This is a genomic window from Chromobacterium sp. ATCC 53434, from assembly GCF_002848345.1.
Lineage (GTDB): Bacteria > Pseudomonadota > Gammaproteobacteria > Burkholderiales > Chromobacteriaceae > Chromobacterium.
Genome location: NZ_CP025429.1, coordinates 3,927,774 through 3,943,352 on the forward strand (window position 1 = coordinate 3,927,774; position 15,579 = coordinate 3,943,352).

The 15,579-nt window shown below is 65.3% G+C and carries 16 protein-coding genes; 7 read left to right on the forward strand and 9 right to left on the reverse strand.

Features of this window, described 5'->3' with window-relative positions:
* Positions 1 to 28: 28 nt before the first annotated feature.
* From CXB49_RS17295 to queA, 7 genes are all read right to left on the reverse strand, one after another.
* Entirely contained in the window at positions 29 to 1,345 is a 1,317-nt protein-coding gene (locus tag CXB49_RS17295; protein ID WP_101709535.1) for an NAD(P)/FAD-dependent oxidoreductase, read from the reverse strand.
* Positions 1,346 to 1,559: 214 nt separating this feature from the next.
* Entirely contained in the window at positions 1,560 to 3,086 is a 1,527-nt protein-coding gene (gene ubiB / locus CXB49_RS17300) for a ubiquinone biosynthesis regulatory protein kinase UbiB (RefSeq protein ID WP_101709536.1), read from the reverse strand.
* A 7-nt stretch (positions 3,087 to 3,093) separates the two neighbouring features.
* The gene (locus tag CXB49_RS17305; RefSeq protein WP_101709537.1) at positions 3,094 to 3,678 is read right to left on the reverse strand and encodes an SCP2 domain-containing protein; all 585 of its coding nucleotides are present in this window, start codon (positions 3,676 to 3,678) and stop codon (positions 3,094 to 3,096) included.
* 19 nt (positions 3,679 to 3,697) lie between these two features.
* The gene (ubiE, locus tag CXB49_RS17310) at positions 3,698 to 4,432 is read right to left on the reverse strand and encodes a bifunctional demethylmenaquinone methyltransferase/2-methoxy-6-polyprenyl-1,4-benzoquinol methylase UbiE (RefSeq protein WP_101709538.1); all 735 of its coding nucleotides are present in this window, start codon (positions 4,430 to 4,432) and stop codon (positions 3,698 to 3,700) included.
* 2 nt (positions 4,433 to 4,434) lie between these two features.
* Positions 4,435 to 4,806, reverse strand: a complete 372-nt coding sequence (locus CXB49_RS17315) for a gamma-butyrobetaine hydroxylase-like domain-containing protein (protein WP_101709539.1) — start codon at positions 4,804 to 4,806, stop codon at positions 4,435 to 4,437.
* Between the two features lie 58 nt (positions 4,807 to 4,864).
* Positions 4,865 to 5,101, reverse strand: a complete 237-nt coding sequence (locus CXB49_RS23720) for a hypothetical protein (protein ID WP_158300933.1) — start codon at positions 5,099 to 5,101, stop codon at positions 4,865 to 4,867.
* A 5-nt stretch (positions 5,102 to 5,106) separates the two neighbouring features.
* Positions 5,107 to 6,129 carry a tRNA preQ1(34) S-adenosylmethionine ribosyltransferase-isomerase QueA gene (gene queA / locus CXB49_RS17320; protein ID WP_101709540.1) on the reverse strand — a complete coding sequence of 341 codons (1,023 nt, stop codon included), beginning with the start codon at positions 6,127 to 6,129 and terminating at the stop codon, positions 5,107 to 5,109.
* Positions 6,130 to 6,401: 272 nt separating this feature from the next.
* Between queA and aroQ the strand changes: the two genes are divergently transcribed.
* The 5 genes from aroQ to CXB49_RS17345 all read left to right on the forward strand — a co-directional run bounded on the left by aroQ (position 6,402) and on the right by CXB49_RS17345 (position 10,807).
* The gene (gene aroQ / locus CXB49_RS17325; RefSeq protein ID WP_199406712.1) at positions 6,402 to 6,872 is read left to right on the forward strand and encodes a type II 3-dehydroquinate dehydratase; all 471 of its coding nucleotides are present in this window, start codon (positions 6,402 to 6,404) and stop codon (positions 6,870 to 6,872) included.
* A 40-nt stretch (positions 6,873 to 6,912) separates the two neighbouring features.
* Complete coding sequence (gene accB / locus CXB49_RS17330; RefSeq protein ID WP_101709542.1) at positions 6,913 to 7,368, forward strand: acetyl-CoA carboxylase biotin carboxyl carrier protein; 456 nt, start codon at positions 6,913 to 6,915, stop codon at positions 7,366 to 7,368.
* Between the two features lie 129 nt (positions 7,369 to 7,497).
* Positions 7,498 to 8,853, forward strand: coding sequence for an acetyl-CoA carboxylase biotin carboxylase subunit (gene accC, locus CXB49_RS17335; protein WP_101709543.1), 1,356 nt, complete (start codon positions 7,498 to 7,500; stop codon positions 8,851 to 8,853).
* Positions 8,853 to 9,749, forward strand: a complete 897-nt coding sequence (gene prmA / locus CXB49_RS17340; RefSeq protein ID WP_101709544.1) for a 50S ribosomal protein L11 methyltransferase — start codon at positions 8,853 to 8,855, stop codon at positions 9,747 to 9,749. The genes accC and prmA overlap by 1 nt, the downstream gene beginning before the upstream one ends.
* Complete coding sequence (locus CXB49_RS17345; RefSeq protein ID WP_101709545.1) at positions 9,746 to 10,807, forward strand: DUF3426 domain-containing protein; 1,062 nt, start codon at positions 9,746 to 9,748, stop codon at positions 10,805 to 10,807. Before prmA ends, CXB49_RS17345 begins: the two co-directional genes overlap by 4 nt.
* A gap of 49 nt (positions 10,808 to 10,856) precedes the next feature.
* Here the strand turns inward: CXB49_RS17345 and CXB49_RS17350 are convergent, their stop codons facing one another.
* Both CXB49_RS17350 and CXB49_RS17355 read right to left on the reverse strand, forming a co-directional pair.
* Entirely contained in the window at positions 10,857 to 11,189 is a 333-nt protein-coding gene (locus tag CXB49_RS17350) for a hypothetical protein (RefSeq protein ID WP_101709546.1), read from the reverse strand.
* Between the two features lie 35 nt (positions 11,190 to 11,224).
* Positions 11,225 to 12,112, reverse strand: a complete 888-nt coding sequence (locus CXB49_RS17355; RefSeq protein WP_101709547.1) for a LysR family transcriptional regulator — start codon at positions 12,110 to 12,112, stop codon at positions 11,225 to 11,227.
* A 101-nt stretch (positions 12,113 to 12,213) separates the two neighbouring features.
* Here CXB49_RS17355 and CXB49_RS24155 point away from each other — a divergent pair, with 101 nt between their 5' ends.
* Both CXB49_RS24155 and ptsP read left to right on the forward strand, forming a co-directional pair.
* Positions 12,214 to 12,810 (forward strand): DoxX family protein, encoded by a 597-nt coding sequence (locus tag CXB49_RS24155; RefSeq protein ID WP_233492847.1) that lies wholly within the window; start codon positions 12,214 to 12,216, stop codon positions 12,808 to 12,810.
* Positions 12,811 to 13,065: 255 nt separating this feature from the next.
* Complete coding sequence (gene ptsP, locus CXB49_RS17365; protein WP_101709548.1) at positions 13,066 to 15,579, forward strand: phosphoenolpyruvate--protein phosphotransferase; 2,514 nt, start codon at positions 13,066 to 13,068, stop codon at positions 15,577 to 15,579.

Consider the following 15,579-nt stretch of genomic DNA (forward strand, 5'->3'; position numbering starts at 1 on the left):
AAGCGGGCTTGAACGGCCCGCCCGGCCATCAATGCAACTTCAAGGCCGGCCGCGCCGCCCGTCTCAGCTTGTCGCCGATGAACAGCAGTATCGCCAGCACCCAGCCGTGAACCGCGGCCTGATGCATCCGGTACAAGGACGCGTAGATCAGCTTCGCGCCGCGGCCCTCGACGTGATAGTCGCGCTTGGGACCGACCAGCGCCGCCAGACTGCCGACCGCGGTATGCTTGCCCAGCGACACCATCATGCCCTGCGGCTTGAACGCGAACGGCCTCGCCGGCAGATCGTCCAGCCGCCGCGCCAGCTCGTCGGCCAGATAGCGCGCCTGCTGGTGCGCCACCTGGGCGGTCGCGGACAGCATGCGGCCGCTGTCGCCGTCCGGCGCGGCGGCGCAATCGCCCATCGCGTAGACGCAGTCGCCGCCGGCGCAGTGCAGACGGGTGTCGACCACCAGTTGGTTGACGCGGTTGGTCTCCAACCCGTCCAGGCCGGCCAGCCAGCCCGGCGCCTTGACGCCGGCCGCCCACACCGTGATGTCGGCCTCCACCTTGCCGCCATCAAGCAGCGCGACGCCGTCGGCCTCCACCGCCGCCACCCGGCTGCCGGTCAGCACCCGGATGTTCTTGCCGGCCAGCTGTTCCTCGGCATAGGCCGACAAGGACGGCGGCGCGGCGGCCAGGATGCGGTCGGCGCCTTCGATCACGCTGATCCTGACCCGCTCCGGCTGCAGGCGCGCGCCGTAATGATGCAGCTCGCACATGGTGTGGTTCAGCTCGGCCGCCAGCTCGACGCCGGTGGCGCCGCCGCCGACGATGGCGATGGACAGCGCGCGCGCCGGCGCCAGGCCGCCGCTGGCGCGGAAGGCCTGTTCCAGCACGCGGTGGCGCAGCTTTTCCGCGTCGGCCGGCGTGTTGAGGAACATCGCGTGTTCGGCCACGCCGGGCGTGCCGAAATCGTTGGCCTCGGCGCCGACCGCGATCACCAGCCAGTCGTAGGGCACGTCGCGCTCCGGACTCAGCTCGCTGCCGTCGTGGCCCGCTATGGCCGCCAGCCGGATCGCGCGCCGGCCCTGGTCCAGCCCGGTCATGTAGCCGAATTCGAAATCGTAGCCGTTGCGATAACCGTGGGCGAAGTAATTGACCTCGTCCTCGCCTGTGTTCAGCGCGCCGGTGGCCACCTCGTGCAGCAGCGGCTTCCAGATATGGGTCGGAGAACCGTCCACCAGCACGATCTGCGCGCGGTGGCGCGCCCCCAGCGTGCGCCCCAGACGGGTGGCCAGCTCCAGCCCCCCGGCTCCTCCGCCGACGATGACGATGCGCGGCAAGGCCGCGTTGCGGCTCAGCATAAGCAACTCCTTATTAGTGGTATTTTTTCGCCAAGATTACCGTATTTCCGCGCCAGCGGGAGGTCTCGGCCGACAATTAGCACCATGCCATGCCCTGAAGATGCCAATTGCTTGATTCTTCTAAGCTTCCGCGTCGATCCCGCGGCCGTCCGCCCAGAAAAAATGCCGCTCATCCCGAGAGGATGAACGGCATTTCGGACGACGCGGCCTGCGGCTACCAAAGCTGTCTCGCCAGCAGCGCGGCCAGCAGGATGGCGATCAGCAGCAACAGGAAATTCTGTCGTTTCTGCTCGCGCATCAACTGGATATAACCTTCCACCAGGAGGTCGGTCTTGGCCGACGACAGCGTCTCGTGCAGCTTGCGCGGCAGCGTCGGCAGCGTGGTCGCCCATTGCGGCGCCTCGTTCTTCAGCGTGCGCAGCAGGCCGCGCCAGCCTACCTGCTCGTTCATCCACTTGGTCAGGAACGGCTTGGCGGTGTCCCACAGATCGAGATCCGGGTCCAGTTGCCGGCCCAGGCCCTCGATGTTCAGCAATGTCTTCTGCAGCAGCACCAGCTGCGGCTGGATCTCGACATTGAAGCGGCGGCTGGTCTCGAACAGCCTCAGCAAGACCATGCCGAACGAAATCTGGCGCAACGGCTTCTCGAATATCGGCTCGCACACCGTGCGCACCGCAGCCTCCAGCTCCTCGGCGCGGGTATCCTTCGGCACCCAGCCCGATTCGATGTGGGCGGTGGCGACGCGGTGGTAGTCGCGGTTGAAGAAAGCCAGGAAATTGACGGCCAGGTAATGCTTGTCGTTGTCGGTCAGGCTGCCGACGATGCCGAAGTCGAGCGCGATGTAACGGCCGTCCGGCGCGACGAAGATATTGCCCGGATGCATGTCGGCGTGGAAGAAGCCGTGGCGGAACACCTGGGTGAAGAAGATCTCGACGCCGTAGCGGCTGAGCTTCTTCAAATCGATGCCGGCTTCACGCAATCTGTCGATCTGTCCGACCGGGATGCCATGCATCCACTCCAGCGTCAGCACTTCGCGGCTGGACTGGTCGTAGAACACCTCGGGCACGATCAGCAGCTCGGAGCCCTTGAAATTGCGCCGCAGCTGCGAGGCGTTGGCCGCCTCGTGCATCATGTCCAGCTCGTCGTGCAGGTATTTGTCGAACTCGGCCACCACCTCGCGCGGCTTCAGCCGCTTGCCGTCGGCGAACAGGCGCTCCACCCAGCCGGCCAGCGCCCGCATCAGCGCCAGGTCCTGTTCGATCACCGACAGGATGCCGGGGCGCAACACCTTGACCGCCACCTCGCGACCCCGCCCGCCATCCGGCTGCCTGAGCCAGGCCTTGTGCACCTGGGCGACCGAGGCGCTGGCCACCGGCCGCGGATCGAAATCGACGTAGACCTCCTCCACCCGGCGGCCCAGGCTGCTTTCCACGACTTGGCGGGCGATGGCGCCGTCGAACGGCGGCACCCGGTCCTGCAGCAGCGCCAGCTCCTCGGCGTATTCCGCCGGCAGCAGGTCGCGTCGGGTGGACAGCACCTGGCCGAACTTGACGAAGATCGGCCCCAGGCTTTCCAGCGCCAGCCGCACCCGGCGCGGCAACGGCGCCGAGGTGTCGCGGCGGATCGGACACAGGCCGAACAACTTGTGCAGCAAGGCGAGTTTGGAGTGCCCCTCGAGGAAATCGTCCAGACCGTAGCGGTACAGGGTGGCAATAATCTTCAGCGAACGCGATATCGGCATAAATCCGTCAGGTCTGGGAATTCTGTTTATTGAGTTCGGCTTCCAGCCGCGCCAGCCGCTTGTCCAGCCGGCCGGCGTCGTCCCGCAGGCGGTCCACGTCGGCGACGAAGCGCTGCACCAGATGGCGGCTGGCCAACAGCGCCGCCTCTTCGCGCAGATGCTCGATCCAGCCGTCGGCCAGGCGGAAGGCCAGCTGGCCCTTGAAACCGAACAGGCCGCGCGCCAGGTTCTCCATCCGCTCGGCGGCGACATCGCCGAACACGCGCGACAAGTCCTCGCCGGCATGCCAGCGCAGCTGGCCGACGATGCGGCCGACCGCCGTCGCCAGCTCGACGTCGCCGTCCAGCGAAATGTCGGACAGCCGCGGCGCCTGGCCGGACAGCTGCGACAGCATCGCGCCGTGGCGCAGCTTCAGCCTGGCCTCCGGCTCGCCGTCGCAAGACGCCAGCCAGCCTTCCGCCGTGATCACGCCGGACACCTCCAGCGGCGGCAAGGCGATCGCCACGCGGCGACCGGCATGGGCGGCCAGTTCGGCGCGCCGCGCCGGATGCTGGTTCAGCAAATGATTGAAAGCCGCGATCTGGATGGCCATGGCTCGCTCTCCCGCGAGATCAGAATTTGACGCCCTTGTGCAGCGCAACAACGCCGCCGGTCAGATTATGGTAGTCCACCTTGCCGAAACCGGCGTCCAGTATGATCTGCTTCAGCGTCTCCTGGTCCGGATGCATCCTTATCGATTCGGCCAGGTACTGGTAGCTTTCGGCATCGTTCGCCACCAGCTTGCCCATGATGGGCAGCGCCTTGAACGAATAGAAATCGTAGATCGGCGACAGCGGCTTCCACACCTTGGAGAATTCCAGCACGAACAGCTTGCCGCCCGGCTTCAGCACGCGGCACATCTCCTTCAGCGCAGCGTCTTTATGCGTCATATTGCGCAGGCCGAAGGCGACCGACACCGCGTCGAAATAGTTGTCCGGAAACGGCAGCTTCTCGGCGTCGGCCAGCGACACCGGCAGGATCAGGCCCTCGTCCAGCAGGCGGTCGCGACCGACAGTCAGCATCGAGCTGTTGATGTCGGTCAGCCACACTTCGCCGCTCTTGCCGACGCGCTTGGCCCAGCCGCGCGACAGGTCGCCGGTGCCGCCGGCAATGTCCAGCACCTTGTCGCCGGCGCGCACGCCCGAGGTCGTCAGCGTGAAATGCTTCCACACCCGGTGCAGGCCGCCGGACATCAGGTCGTTCATCACATCGTATTTGCCGGCCACCGAGTGGAAGACTTCGGCCACCTTGCCGGCCTTGTCGCTTTCCGCCACGGTCTTGTAACCGAAATGCGTGGTCTTATCCATATTCACTCCCTGCTCGCGCCGGCGGCGGCGAGCTTGTCCAGATATTGCTGCCAATACTGGTCGCGCTTGGCGCCCAGTTCATATAGGTAAGTCCAGCTGAAGAGCCCGCTGTCGTGGCCGTCGTCGAACACGATCTTCAAGGCGTAATGGCCGACCGGCTCCAGCGCCGTGATGCCCACATGCATCTTGCCGGTCTGCAGCTTCTCCTGGCCGACGCCGTGGCCGCGAACCTCGGCCGACGGCGAATGGACGCGCAGGTATTCGCACGGCAGCTCGAAACGGGCGCCGTCGTCGAAGGCGATCTCCAATATCTTGGACAGCTGGTGCAGTTGGATTTCCACCGGCTGGGCAGCCTCTGGCGCAAGTCCGGACATGGGCACTCCTCAATCAAATATTTTTCTTTGATCGCAAAGTTAAGTGATCAAAACCGATTCAGCCGTAAATCACAGCAGGGAACTGGAAAAGCGTTCCAACGACGATCAAAGCGATTGCGACTCTCTGCTGAATTGCCATTTTTTTATTTTGGGCATCCACAGGTTGTTGAGGAACATAAGTATATCCTCCGCCAGCATACCCGCTTGGACTCCCACGCCATAAAAGCACAGTCCCAACTCCTACCAAACACATGCCCAAAATCGTCATCAGCTTAAGCAGAATTTGGCAGGCCATGGGCGTTAGTCCTTGCGCTCCAGCAACATGGCATCCCCGTAGCTGAAGAAGCGGTATTCCTTCTCCACCGCGTGGCGGTAGGCGGCGCGGATCTCGTCGTAGCCGGCGAAGGCCGACACCAGCATCAGCAGCGTCGACTTCGGCAGGTGGAAATTGGTCAGCAGGCGGTCCACCACGCGGAAACGGTAGCCTGGCGTGATGAAAATGTCGGTCTCGCCGCGACCCGCCGTCAACTCGCCGCCGCGGGCGGCCGACTCCAGCGCGCGCACGCTGGTGGTGCCGACGGCCAGCACGCGGCCGCCGCGGGCGCGGGCGGTCGCGACGGCGTCCACCGTGGACTGCGAAATCTCGTAGATCTCGCTGTGCATCTTGTGCTCGGCGACATTGTCCACCTTCACCGGCTGGAAGGTGCCGGCGCCGACGTGCAGCGTGACGAAGGCGGTTTCCACGCCCTGGGCCTTCAGGCCCGCCAGCATCTCGTCGGTGAAATGCAGGCCGGCGGTCGGCGCCGCCACCGCGCCCTGCTCGCGGGCGTAGACGGTCTGGTAGCGCTCGTCGTCGTCGTTGCCGGCGCTGCGCTCGATATACGGCGGCAGCGGCAGCTTGCCGGACGCCTCTAGGATGTCGAACACATTGTCGTCGGCCAGGAAGCGCAGCTTGAACAGCGAATCATGCCGCTCCACCATCTCCGCCTCCCAGCGGCCGGCGAAGATCAGCCGGCTGCCCGGCTTAGGCGCCTTGGACGCGCGGACGTGGGCCAGCGCGGTGTGGTCGTCCAGCACGCGCTCGATCAGGGCCTCCACCTTGCCGCCGCTGGCTTTTTCGCCGAACAGCCGGGCGCGGATGACGCGGGTATCATTGAACACCAGCAAGTCGCCGGCTTGCAGGCAGGAGGGGAAATCGGCGAAAGCCAGATCGGACAGCGACGCGCCGTCCACGCGCAGCAGGCGGCTGGCGCCGCGCACGGCCGGCGGATGCTGGGCGATCAAGGCCTCGGGCAAATGGTAATCAAAGTCGGAAAGCTGCATGGCGGGAACTGTCATTCAGAATCGGCAAATTATACCCGCCCGCTTCCGCCCGGCACAGTGCCGTGCAACAAGACCGTCATTTGCCGGGTCGGTCGCCATGCTGATATTCTATTGGCATATCGCAAATTCACCACAATGCCAAAGCACTGCAAAACCTAGCGTTTTCACTCTAAAAACCAGGACAAACCGCATGGCGACAAGCTCAAACACTCGTTTCAAATTCCTCAAATACTGGACATCTTGCGGCGAAGTGCGGCAAACTCGCGGCCAAGATGAAAAACAGGAGTCAGGCCTTGAGCCGATCCATCCTTGTGCTGCACGGCCCTAACCTCAACTTGCTAGGGGTGAGGGAACCTCAACACTACGGCCAGGACACCCTTGACGCCATCAACCAGCGGCTGGCCGCGCAGGCCAAGGCCGCCGGTTTCGCCCTGTCGGCGCTGCAAAGCAATGCCGAACATGTACTGATAGAACGCATACACCAATGTCTGGATGACGGCACCGCCTTCATTCTGATCAATCCGGCCGCGTTCACCCACACCAGCGTCGCATTGCGCGACGCGCTGGCGGCGGTGAAGCTGCCGTTCATTGAAGTACATCTATCCAACGTCCACGCCCGCGAGCCGTTCCGCCAGCATTCGTATTTTTCCGATCTGGCGCTCGGCGTGATCTGCGGACTGGGCGCCCATGGTTACGAGCTGGCCCTTGCGCACGCCTTGCGGCATCTGTCCGCGCAAGCCTGACCGCCGTTACTGACAGAACATCCCATTCGAAGGATTGACAATGGACCTGCGTAAACTGAAGAAACTGATCGATCTGGTCGAAGAGTCCGGCATCGCCGAACTGGAAGTGACCGAGGGTGAGGAGAAAGTCCGCATTACCCGCGTGTCGGCCAACCAGCAACAGGCTTATGTCCAGCCGATGGCGCAGATGTACGCGCCGGCCCCGGTTTCCGCTCCGGCCGCCGCCGCCGAAGCCGCTCCAGCCGCCGCCCCGGCCAACGACAAGAACGCGATGAAGTCGCCGATGGTCGGCACCTTCTACCGTTCGCCCAGCCCGGGCTCCAAGTCCTTCATCGAAGTGGGCCAAAGCGTCAGCGCCGGCGACACGCTGTGCATCATCGAGGCGATGAAGCTGATGAACGAGATCGAAGCCGACCGTTCCGGCGTGATCAAGGCCATCCTGGTGGAAGACGGCCAGCCGGTGGAATACGGCGAACCGCTGTTCGTCATCGAATAAGGCGTTCGAACGACATCGCTAGATTCAGGGCACGGCCAAGGTCTGTGCCCTTGTCGTTTGACGTGACAGCAACGGCCCCCGGCCGAACGGGCGAAACGCCCCGCCGAGGCCTGTCCGCGGAGAAATTCCATGTTCGAAAAGATTCTGATCGCCAATCGTGGTGAAATTGCGCTGCGCATCCAGCGCGCCTGCCGTGAAATGGGCATCAAGACCGTGGTCGTGCATTCCGAGGCCGACCGCGAAGCCAAATACGTGAAGCTGGCCGACGAGTCGGTCTGCATCGGCCCGGCGCCGTCGACCAAGAGCTACCTGAACGTGCCGGCGCTGATCGCCGCCGCCGAGGTGACCGACGCCCAGGCCATCCACCCCGGTTACGGCTTCCTGTCGGAAAACGCCGACTTCGCCGAGCGCGTCGAGCAGTCCGGCTTCGTCTTCATCGGCCCGCGCCCCGACACCATCCGCACGATGGGCGACAAGGTGTCGGCCAAGCACGCGATGATTGAGGCCGGCGTGCCCTGCGTGCCCGGCTCCGACGGCGCGCTGCCGGACGATCCGGCCGAAATCGTCAAGATCGCCAAGAAGATCGGCTATCCGGTCATCATCAAGGCCTCCGGCGGCGGCGGCGGTCGCGGCATGCGCGTGGTCCACTCCGAGGGCGCGCTGATCAATTCGGTGCAGATGACCCGCACCGAAGCCGGCGCCGCCTTCGGCAATCCGACCGTCTACATGGAAAAATTCCTGGAGCTGCCGCGCCACATCGAAATCCAGATCCTGGCCGACGAGTACGGCAACGCCATCTATCTGGGCGAGCGCGACTGCTCGATGCAGCGCCGCCACCAGAAGATCATCGAGGAGGCGCCGGCGCCGGGCATCACCGACAAGCAGCGCCAGAAGATAGGCGAGGCCTGCGCCGAAGCCTGCCGCCGCATCGGCTACCGCGGCGCCGGCACCTTCGAGTTTCTGTACGAGAACGGCGAGTTCTACTTCATCGAGATGAACACCCGCGTGCAGGTCGAACATCCGGTGACCGAAATGATCACCGGCGTGGACATCGTGCAGGAGCAGATCCGCATCGCCGCCGGCGAGAAACTGCGCTATAAGCAAAAAGACATCGTGCTTTCCGGCCATGCGATGGAATGCCGCATCAATGCCGAGGACCCGTTCACCTTCGTGCCGTCCCCGGGCAAGATCGAGAGCTACCACCCGGCCGGCGGCCCCGGCATCCGCATCGACTCGCACATCTACCAGGGCTACACCGTGCCGTCGCACTACGACTCGATGGTCGGCAAGCTGATCGCCTACGGCGACACCCGCGAGCAGGCGATGGCGCGGATGCGCGTGGCATTGTCGGAAATGGCGATTTCCGGCATCAAGACCAATATCCCGCTGCACCAGGAACTGTTCCTGGATGCGGCCTTCCAGCGCGGCGGCACCAGCATCCATTATCTGGAACACCGCCTGCAGCAGAAAAAAGGGGAAGCCTGATGGCCTGGTTGCAAGCCACCATTGACTCCGATTCCGCGGTCGCCGAACGGCTGGCCGACGCCCTGATGGACGCGGGCGCCTTGTCCACCGCCATCGAGGACGCCTGGGCCGGCACCGACCGCGAACAGCCGATCTTCGGCGAGCCGGGCGAGCCGGTGGAGCAGATGTGGAGCCAGAGCCGCATCATCACCCTGTTCGACGAGAGCGCCGAGCCGGCGCTGCTGATCGCCGCCGCCGCCAACGCCTGCCGGCTGGCGGTGCCCAGCTACAAGCTGGAGCGCGTCGAGGAGCAGGACTGGGTGCGACTGACCCAATCGCAGTTCGAGCCCATCCGCATTTCCGACCGGCTGTGGATCACGCCGACCTGGCACGAGGCGCCGGCGCCAAACGCCGTCAACCTGCAGCTGGATCCGGGCCTGGCCTTCGGCACCGGCAGCCATCCGACCACCCGGCTGTGCCTGCAGTGGCTGGACAAGCAGCTCGCCGGCAACGAAAGCGTGCTCGACTACGGCTGCGGCTCCGGCATTCTGGCCATCGCCGCGCTGAAGCTGGGCGCCGCCTCCGCCGTCGGCATCGACATCGATCCGCAGGCGGTGCGCGCCAGCCGCGACAATGCCGAACAAAACGGCGTCGAGGCCGAGTTCCTGCTGCCCGACGCCACGCCGACCGCCCAATACGACGTGGTACTGGCCAATATCCTGGCCAATCCGCTGCGCATGCTGGGCGAGCTGCTGGCTAGCCATGTCAAAACCGGTGGTAGAATCGTGCTTTCCGGCATCCTCGCCGAACAGGCCGACGAGCTGTCGGCCATCTACGGCCAATGGTTCGAAATGGACGCGCCGGTGTTCGACGAAGGATGGACCCGCTTGACAGGAACCCGACGCGCCCAGGTATGACGTATACGACTCAGTGCCCAAACTGCCAGACCCGCTTCAAGGTCAACGACACCCAACTGGCGGCCGCCAACGGACTGGTACGCTGCGGGCGCTGTTCGCATGTATTCCGGGCACCTGAGCATTTCGTCGCCGCCCAGCCGGCCCCGGCGGTGACCGCCGCCGCGCCGGCGTCGGCCGAGCGCGATCCCATCGACGACTTCGAGCTGGAAGTGCCGGATTTCGATCCGCAGGCGCAGCAGGCAGACGAGACCGTCGCCGAAGCGGCAACGCCGGCCCAGCCGGATTCGCTGGACGCGCCGCCGCAGCAGGAACTGGAAGCGTTCCAGCGCGCGCTGGCCGAAGCGATGCAGAATCGCCACGCCACCGCGCCGATCGGCAATCCGTTCGACGAGCCCGAGGCGGAAGCCGCGACGGAGCCGGAAGTCTTCGGCAGCCGCCGCCGCGCCGAAACGACGCCGGAACCGGTCGCCGAGCCGCCGCGTCCCGTCGTCCGACCGTTGCCGGAACCCGAGCCGCCGCTGTTCACCGACGCCGACGCCGAGCAGGAAGACCAGGCGCGCCGCCAGCGGCGCAGCGCGCCTTGGCTGAATGGCGTGCTGGCGGCGCTGGGCACGCTGGGTCTGATGTTCCTGGCCGCGCAGCTGGTCTATATCAACCGCACCCGCATCTCGGCCGAAGTGCCGGAATCGCGGCCGGCGCTGGAGCGGCTATGCGACTCGCTGGGCTGCGAAGTGCCGTGGCCGACCGATATCGCGCGCATCCGCACCGAGTGGTCGGAGCTGGCCTTCGTCCCCGACTACCCGAACCTGATCCAGCTGTCGGCGACGCTGAAGAACCACGCGCAATACGCGCAGGCCTACCCGATGCTGGAAGTGACGCTGAAGGACAGCGACGACCAGGTGCTGATACGCAAGGTGTTCACGCCGAAGGAATACCTGAAGCCGGACGACTTCAAGCTGGGCCGCTTCAATCCGAACAGCGAGTCCAGGATCACCATGCGGCTGGACGCCGGCAAGGTGCATGCCATGGGTTACAGCCTGTATTGGTTCTATCCCTGAGCCAAAGCGCTGGCGGCCTTGCCTCCACCGTCCGCCAAGGCCACCCCCTTCAGTCCGCCGTCTCTAACTTGAAGCGAAACGACAAGCTCAAATTGGAATTGGGAAGACATTGATACTGCGCCAATGCGACGACAATGGCGGAGTGGAAAGCACCCCATTGCTCTTCAGGTAAAGGCCTATCAAAAACAATCGACAATAGCCCCTGGTAACGTCCCGCCGCATCCGTTCGGAACACGACTCTGACCTCACTCTCCACCCCAGCCTGCCGTGCCGGTTCCGGATATGCTGCGTTGACAATGTGAGTACACGTAACACGCTCCGCAAAAACTGGGCCGCTCAGGCCACTCAACACGCCCGCAAGCAGCAAAAACTTCCTCGGCATATTTAATTTCTCCGCTCCGCCAAAATATCACAACATTATTTCTTGAAAAACTCCTCCAGATACTCGACGAACACCCTGACCTTGCCCGGCACATGCCGGCGCACCGGATAGACCACCGACAGATCGAGGCAGTGCCAGTCGTAATCGGCCAGAATGGGCTGCAGGCGGCCGTCGGCCAGCGCCTGCTCGACCAGGAAGCGCGGCTGCAGCACCACGCCCATGCCGTTGACGGCGGCGTCGGTCAGCACGTCGCCGTTATTGGCCCGCAGCGGCCCCCTCACCTTGACCTTGCCCTGGACGCCGTCCGGCGCGCGGTAATCCCAGATATTGGGCTGGGCGGTCAGCGCGTACAGCAGGCACTGGTGCTCGGCCAATTCGGACGGATGGCGCGGCGTGCCGTGGCGGGCCAGATAGTCCGGCGAGGCGACCACCAGATCTCGGATCTGCGCCAGCCGGCGGGCCACCAGCGTCGAATCGGCCAGATTGGACACCCGGAGCGCCAGATCGAAGCCCTCCTCCACCAGATCGACGCGGCGGTCGTTCAGGTTCAGCTCCACCTCGATGCGCGGATGGCGCTGATGGAAGCCGCCTATGATGCGGCCGAGATAGCGCATGCCGAACGATACCGGCGCCGACACCCTGAGCCGCCCGGCCGGCTCGCTGGCGCCGTGAGACAACCTGGCGTCCAGCTCGTCCAGCTCCGCCAGCAGCCCGCCGGCCTGCGACAAATAGGTCTCCCCCGCCTCGGTCAACGACAGCTTGCGGGTGGTTCGATGCATCAGTCGCGCACCCAGCCGGTTTTCCAGCGCCGCCACCAGCTTGGTCACCATCGCCCGCGACAGCTCCAGCCGTTCGGCCGCGGCGACGAAACTGCCGAGCTCGGCCACGGCGACGAAGGCGCGTATTTCGGAGAAGCGGTCCATATTGTTTCTTTAAGTTAAATAATGATTTTCAAATAGACATATTTATTGAATATATAGTCGGTGGTCAAATAGCGCCATCTAATACGACTGGAACCCCCGCCATGAACCGTCTGCAAAATCCTTACCTGGCCGCCCTGCTGCTGCGTCTGTCGCTGGGCCTGATGTACCTGGCGCACGGCGCGCTGAAGCTGTTCGTGTTCACGCCGGCCGGCACCGCCGAATACTTCGCCAGCCTGGGCCTGCCCGGCTTCTTCGGCTATATCGCCATCGCGGTCGAGATCGGCGGCGGACTGCTGCTGCTGGCCGGCATCCAGGCGCGCTGGGTCGCCCTGCTGCTGGTTCCGCAGTTGCTCGGCGCCATCGCGCTGGTGCACGCCGCCAACGGCTGGATGTTCACCAATGCTGGCGGCGGCTGGGAATATCCGGCCTTCCTGATCGCCGCCTCCCTGGCGCTGTTCCTGCTTGGGCCAGCCGCCCCGCCGAGGCGCCGCGGCCTAAGCGAAGCGCCGACGCCGAAACCTCTATTCCGGCCCGCCAGCGCGGGCCGGTTTCGCATGCCAGCGTTTTTAGAGTCGCATTACAAAAATGCAACAACCCCTCCCCGCCGCGCTCGCGCGCCAAGTCCCTGCCAGATAAGCTCGATCCGCCGCCAAACCGCGCCAATGCTGCGTCGCAGCAAGAAACTAAGACAATTCTGACTTGCACATTTTCTTGATTGCCATCAAGCTGCTGCGTAATTCAAATGTAGTTTAACTACAAAATTGGCAATATACGCGGCAAGCCGCCGCAGGCGCCGACAGACCCCTCGTCTGTATATAATTGCCGAAAACCATGCAGGACAAGCCAAGTCGATGCCCTTGCCCCACCGGTCCGGATGGCGCGATAAAAAAAAACGGCTTGCTTGACGCTCGTAATAAAACGACTGGAATTATCCACGTATTGAGGAGTTTCACATGGGCACCACCGCACCAAGATTAGACATCCTCGCCCCTCTCTCCGGATGGCTGGTCCCGCTGGACAGCGTTCCGGACCCGGTATTCGCCGGCAAGATGGTAGGCGACGGCGTCTCTCTCGATCCGACCTCCGGCAGCCTGCTGGCGCCGGTCGGCGGCGTGATCAGTAATCTGCACTCCGCCCATCACGCGCTGACCATCACCACAGCCGAGGGCGTCGAGGTGATGGTGCACGTCGGAATCGATACCGTGATGCTGAAGGGACAGGGTTTCTACCCGCTGGTGCAGCAGGGGCAGCAGGTGTCCGCCGGCCAGCCTGTCATCGATTTCGACATCGACCAGGTGGGCCGCCACGCCGCTAGCCTGCTGACGCAGATCGTGGTGACCAATGGAGAAACCGTGACGCGGATGCAGGCGGCGCAAGGCCTGGTGACCGCCGGCCGCGACGTGGTGCTGACGCTGGAGCTCGCCAACGGCCGGGACGCGTCGCCGCTCGCCGGCGGCGAACCGTCGCTGTCGGCCGAAATCGCCATCGGCAACCCGGCCGGCCTGCACGCGCGGCCGGCGGCGGTGTTCGCTGCCAAGGCCAAGACTTTCGCCTCCGACATCCGCCTGCTGCTGGGCGACAAGGAGGCCAACGCCAAATCAGTGGTCTCGGTTATGGGGCTGGCGACCCAGCTGGGCGACCGGGTGCGAATCCGCGCCCAGGGCCCGGACGCCGAGGCCGCCCTGACGGAGCTGGCCCGGCTGCTCGACGAACGCTGCGGCGAAAAGGCCGACGAAGCGCCGGTCGCCCCCGCCGCCGAGCCGGCGAGCGCGCCGCAGCAGGACAGCGATACCCGGCTGGCCGGCGTCGGCTCCTCGCCCGGCATCGCCATCGGCCGCATCGTCCACCACCGGCTGCAGGAATTCGACGTGCCCGAACAGGGCCAGGCCGCCAGCCTCGAGCAGCAGGCCTTCTCCCGCGCCACCAAGGAGGCGGCGACTCAGCTCGACCTGGTCAAGGCGCAACTGAGCGATCCGGCCAAACAGGCCATCCTGTCCATGCACCAGGAACTGCTGCAAGACCCGGAGTTGCTGGCGCAAACCTATTCCGGCCTGGCCGACGGCAAGTCCGCCGCCTGGTCCTGGCGCGCCGCCTTCAGCGCCTACTCCGCCCGGCTGGAAGCGCAGGACAATCCGCTGTTGCGCGAGCGCGCCAACGACATCCGCGATGTCGGCCGCCGCGTGCTGGCGCTGCTGGCCGGCGTCAAGCCGGCCACGCTGGACCTGCCGGCCGGCTCCATCCTGATCGCCGAAGATCTGGCGCCGTCCGACACCGCCGCGCTGGATCCGGCCAAGGTGATGGGCTTCTGTACCCGCACCGGCGGCGCCACCAGCCATGTCGCCATCCTGGCTCGCTCGCTGGGCATCCCGGCGATCTGCGGCATCTCCCAGGCCGCGCTGAGGCTGCCCGAAGGCCGCCAGGTTATCCTGGACGGCGGCGAAGGCACGCTGACGATAGCGCCGACGGCCGACGAGATCGCCGCCGCCGAAGGCGAAATCGCCCGGCTGGCCGAGCGCCGCGCCGCCGAGGCCAAGAGCTCGATGCTGCCGGCCGCGACCCGCGACGGCGTGCGCATCGACGTGGTGGCCAATATCCGCAACGCCGCCGACGCGCGCGAAGCGGTGGCCAAAGGCGCCGAAGGCGTGGGCCTCTTGCGCTCGGAATTCCTGTTCGACAACCGCGACACCGCGCCGACCGAGGAAGAGCAGGCCGCCGAATACTGCGCGGTGGCCGAGGCGCTGGGCAAGGACAGGCCGCTGGTAGTCCGCACGCTGGATGTCGGCGGTGACAAGCCGCTGTCCTACCTGCCGCTGCCGAAGGAGGACAACCCCTTCCTCGGCCTGCGCGGCATCCGCGTCAGCCTGGAGCGCCCCGACCTGTTGCGCACCCAGTTGCGCGCCATCCTCAGGGCCGCGCCTCTGACCCGGCTGCACATCATGTTCCCGATGGTGGCCTCGCTGGAGGAATTGCGCGCCGCCAAGGCCGTGCTGGCGGAAGAACAGCAGGCCTGCGGCCAGCATGAGGTCAAGGTCGGCATCATGGTGGAAGTGCCGTCGGCCGCCGTGCTGGCCGCGCGCTTCGCGCCGGAGGTGGACTTCTTCTCGATAGGCACCAACGACCTGACCCAGTACGTGCTGGCGATGGACCGCGGCCATCCGCAGCTGGCCAAGCAGGCCGACGCGCTGCATCCGGCGGTGCTGGCGATGATCGCGCAGACCTGCGACGGCGCCCGCGCCCACGGCAAGTGGGTCGGCGTCTGCGGCGGCCTGGCCTCGGACGAGCGCGCGGCGCCGCTCTTGGTCGGCATCGGCGTGACCGAGCTGTCGGTCAGCACGCCGTCCGTCGCCTCGGTCAAGGCCACGCTGGCGCGCTGGAGCCTGGACGACTGCCGGCAACTGGCCGAAGACGTGCTGTCGCTATCGACGGCCGTCGAGGTGCGCCACCGCCTGAATCAGAGCGCTCGCTAA

What these genes read in the sequence shown, in the direction of transcription:
- CXB49_RS17295 (WP_101709535.1), bottom strand. Translation starts at nt 1,345, where the DNA reads ATGCTGAGCCGCAACGCGGCCTTGCCGCGCATCGTCATCGTCGGCGGA.
- ubiB (WP_101709536.1), bottom strand. Translation starts at nt 3,086, where the DNA reads ATGCCGATATCGCGTTCGCTGAAGATTATTGCCACCCTGTACCGCTAC.
- CXB49_RS17305 (WP_101709537.1), bottom strand. Translation starts at nt 3,678, where the DNA reads ATGGCCATCCAGATCGCGGCTTTCAATCATTTGCTGAACCAGCATCCG.
- ubiE (WP_101709538.1), bottom strand. Translation starts at nt 4,432, where the DNA reads ATGGATAAGACCACGCATTTCGGTTACAAGACCGTGGCGGAAAGCGAC.
- CXB49_RS17315 (WP_101709539.1), bottom strand. Translation starts at nt 4,806, where the DNA reads ATGTCCGGACTTGCGCCAGAGGCTGCCCAGCCGGTGGAAATCCAACTG.
- CXB49_RS23720 (WP_158300933.1), bottom strand. Translation starts at nt 5,101, where the DNA reads ATGGCCTGCCAAATTCTGCTTAAGCTGATGACGATTTTGGGCATGTGT.
- queA (WP_101709540.1), bottom strand. Translation starts at nt 6,129, where the DNA reads ATGCAGCTTTCCGACTTTGATTACCATTTGCCCGAGGCCTTGATCGCC.
- aroQ (WP_199406712.1), top strand. Translation starts at nt 6,402, where the DNA reads ATGAAAAACAGGAGTCAGGCCTTGAGCCGATCCATCCTTGTGCTGCAC.
- accB (WP_101709542.1), top strand. Translation starts at nt 6,913, where the DNA reads ATGGACCTGCGTAAACTGAAGAAACTGATCGATCTGGTCGAAGAGTCC.
- accC (WP_101709543.1), top strand. Translation starts at nt 7,498, where the DNA reads ATGTTCGAAAAGATTCTGATCGCCAATCGTGGTGAAATTGCGCTGCGC.
- prmA (WP_101709544.1), top strand. Translation starts at nt 8,853, where the DNA reads ATGGCCTGGTTGCAAGCCACCATTGACTCCGATTCCGCGGTCGCCGAA.
- CXB49_RS17345 (WP_101709545.1), top strand. Translation starts at nt 9,746, where the DNA reads ATGACGTATACGACTCAGTGCCCAAACTGCCAGACCCGCTTCAAGGTC.
- CXB49_RS17350 (WP_101709546.1), bottom strand. Translation starts at nt 11,189, where the DNA reads ATGCCGAGGAAGTTTTTGCTGCTTGCGGGCGTGTTGAGTGGCCTGAGC.
- CXB49_RS17355 (WP_101709547.1), bottom strand. Translation starts at nt 12,112, where the DNA reads ATGGACCGCTTCTCCGAAATACGCGCCTTCGTCGCCGTGGCCGAGCTC.
- CXB49_RS24155 (WP_233492847.1), top strand. Translation starts at nt 12,214, where the DNA reads ATGAACCGTCTGCAAAATCCTTACCTGGCCGCCCTGCTGCTGCGTCTG.
- ptsP (WP_101709548.1), top strand. Translation starts at nt 13,066, where the DNA reads ATGGGCACCACCGCACCAAGATTAGACATCCTCGCCCCTCTCTCCGGA.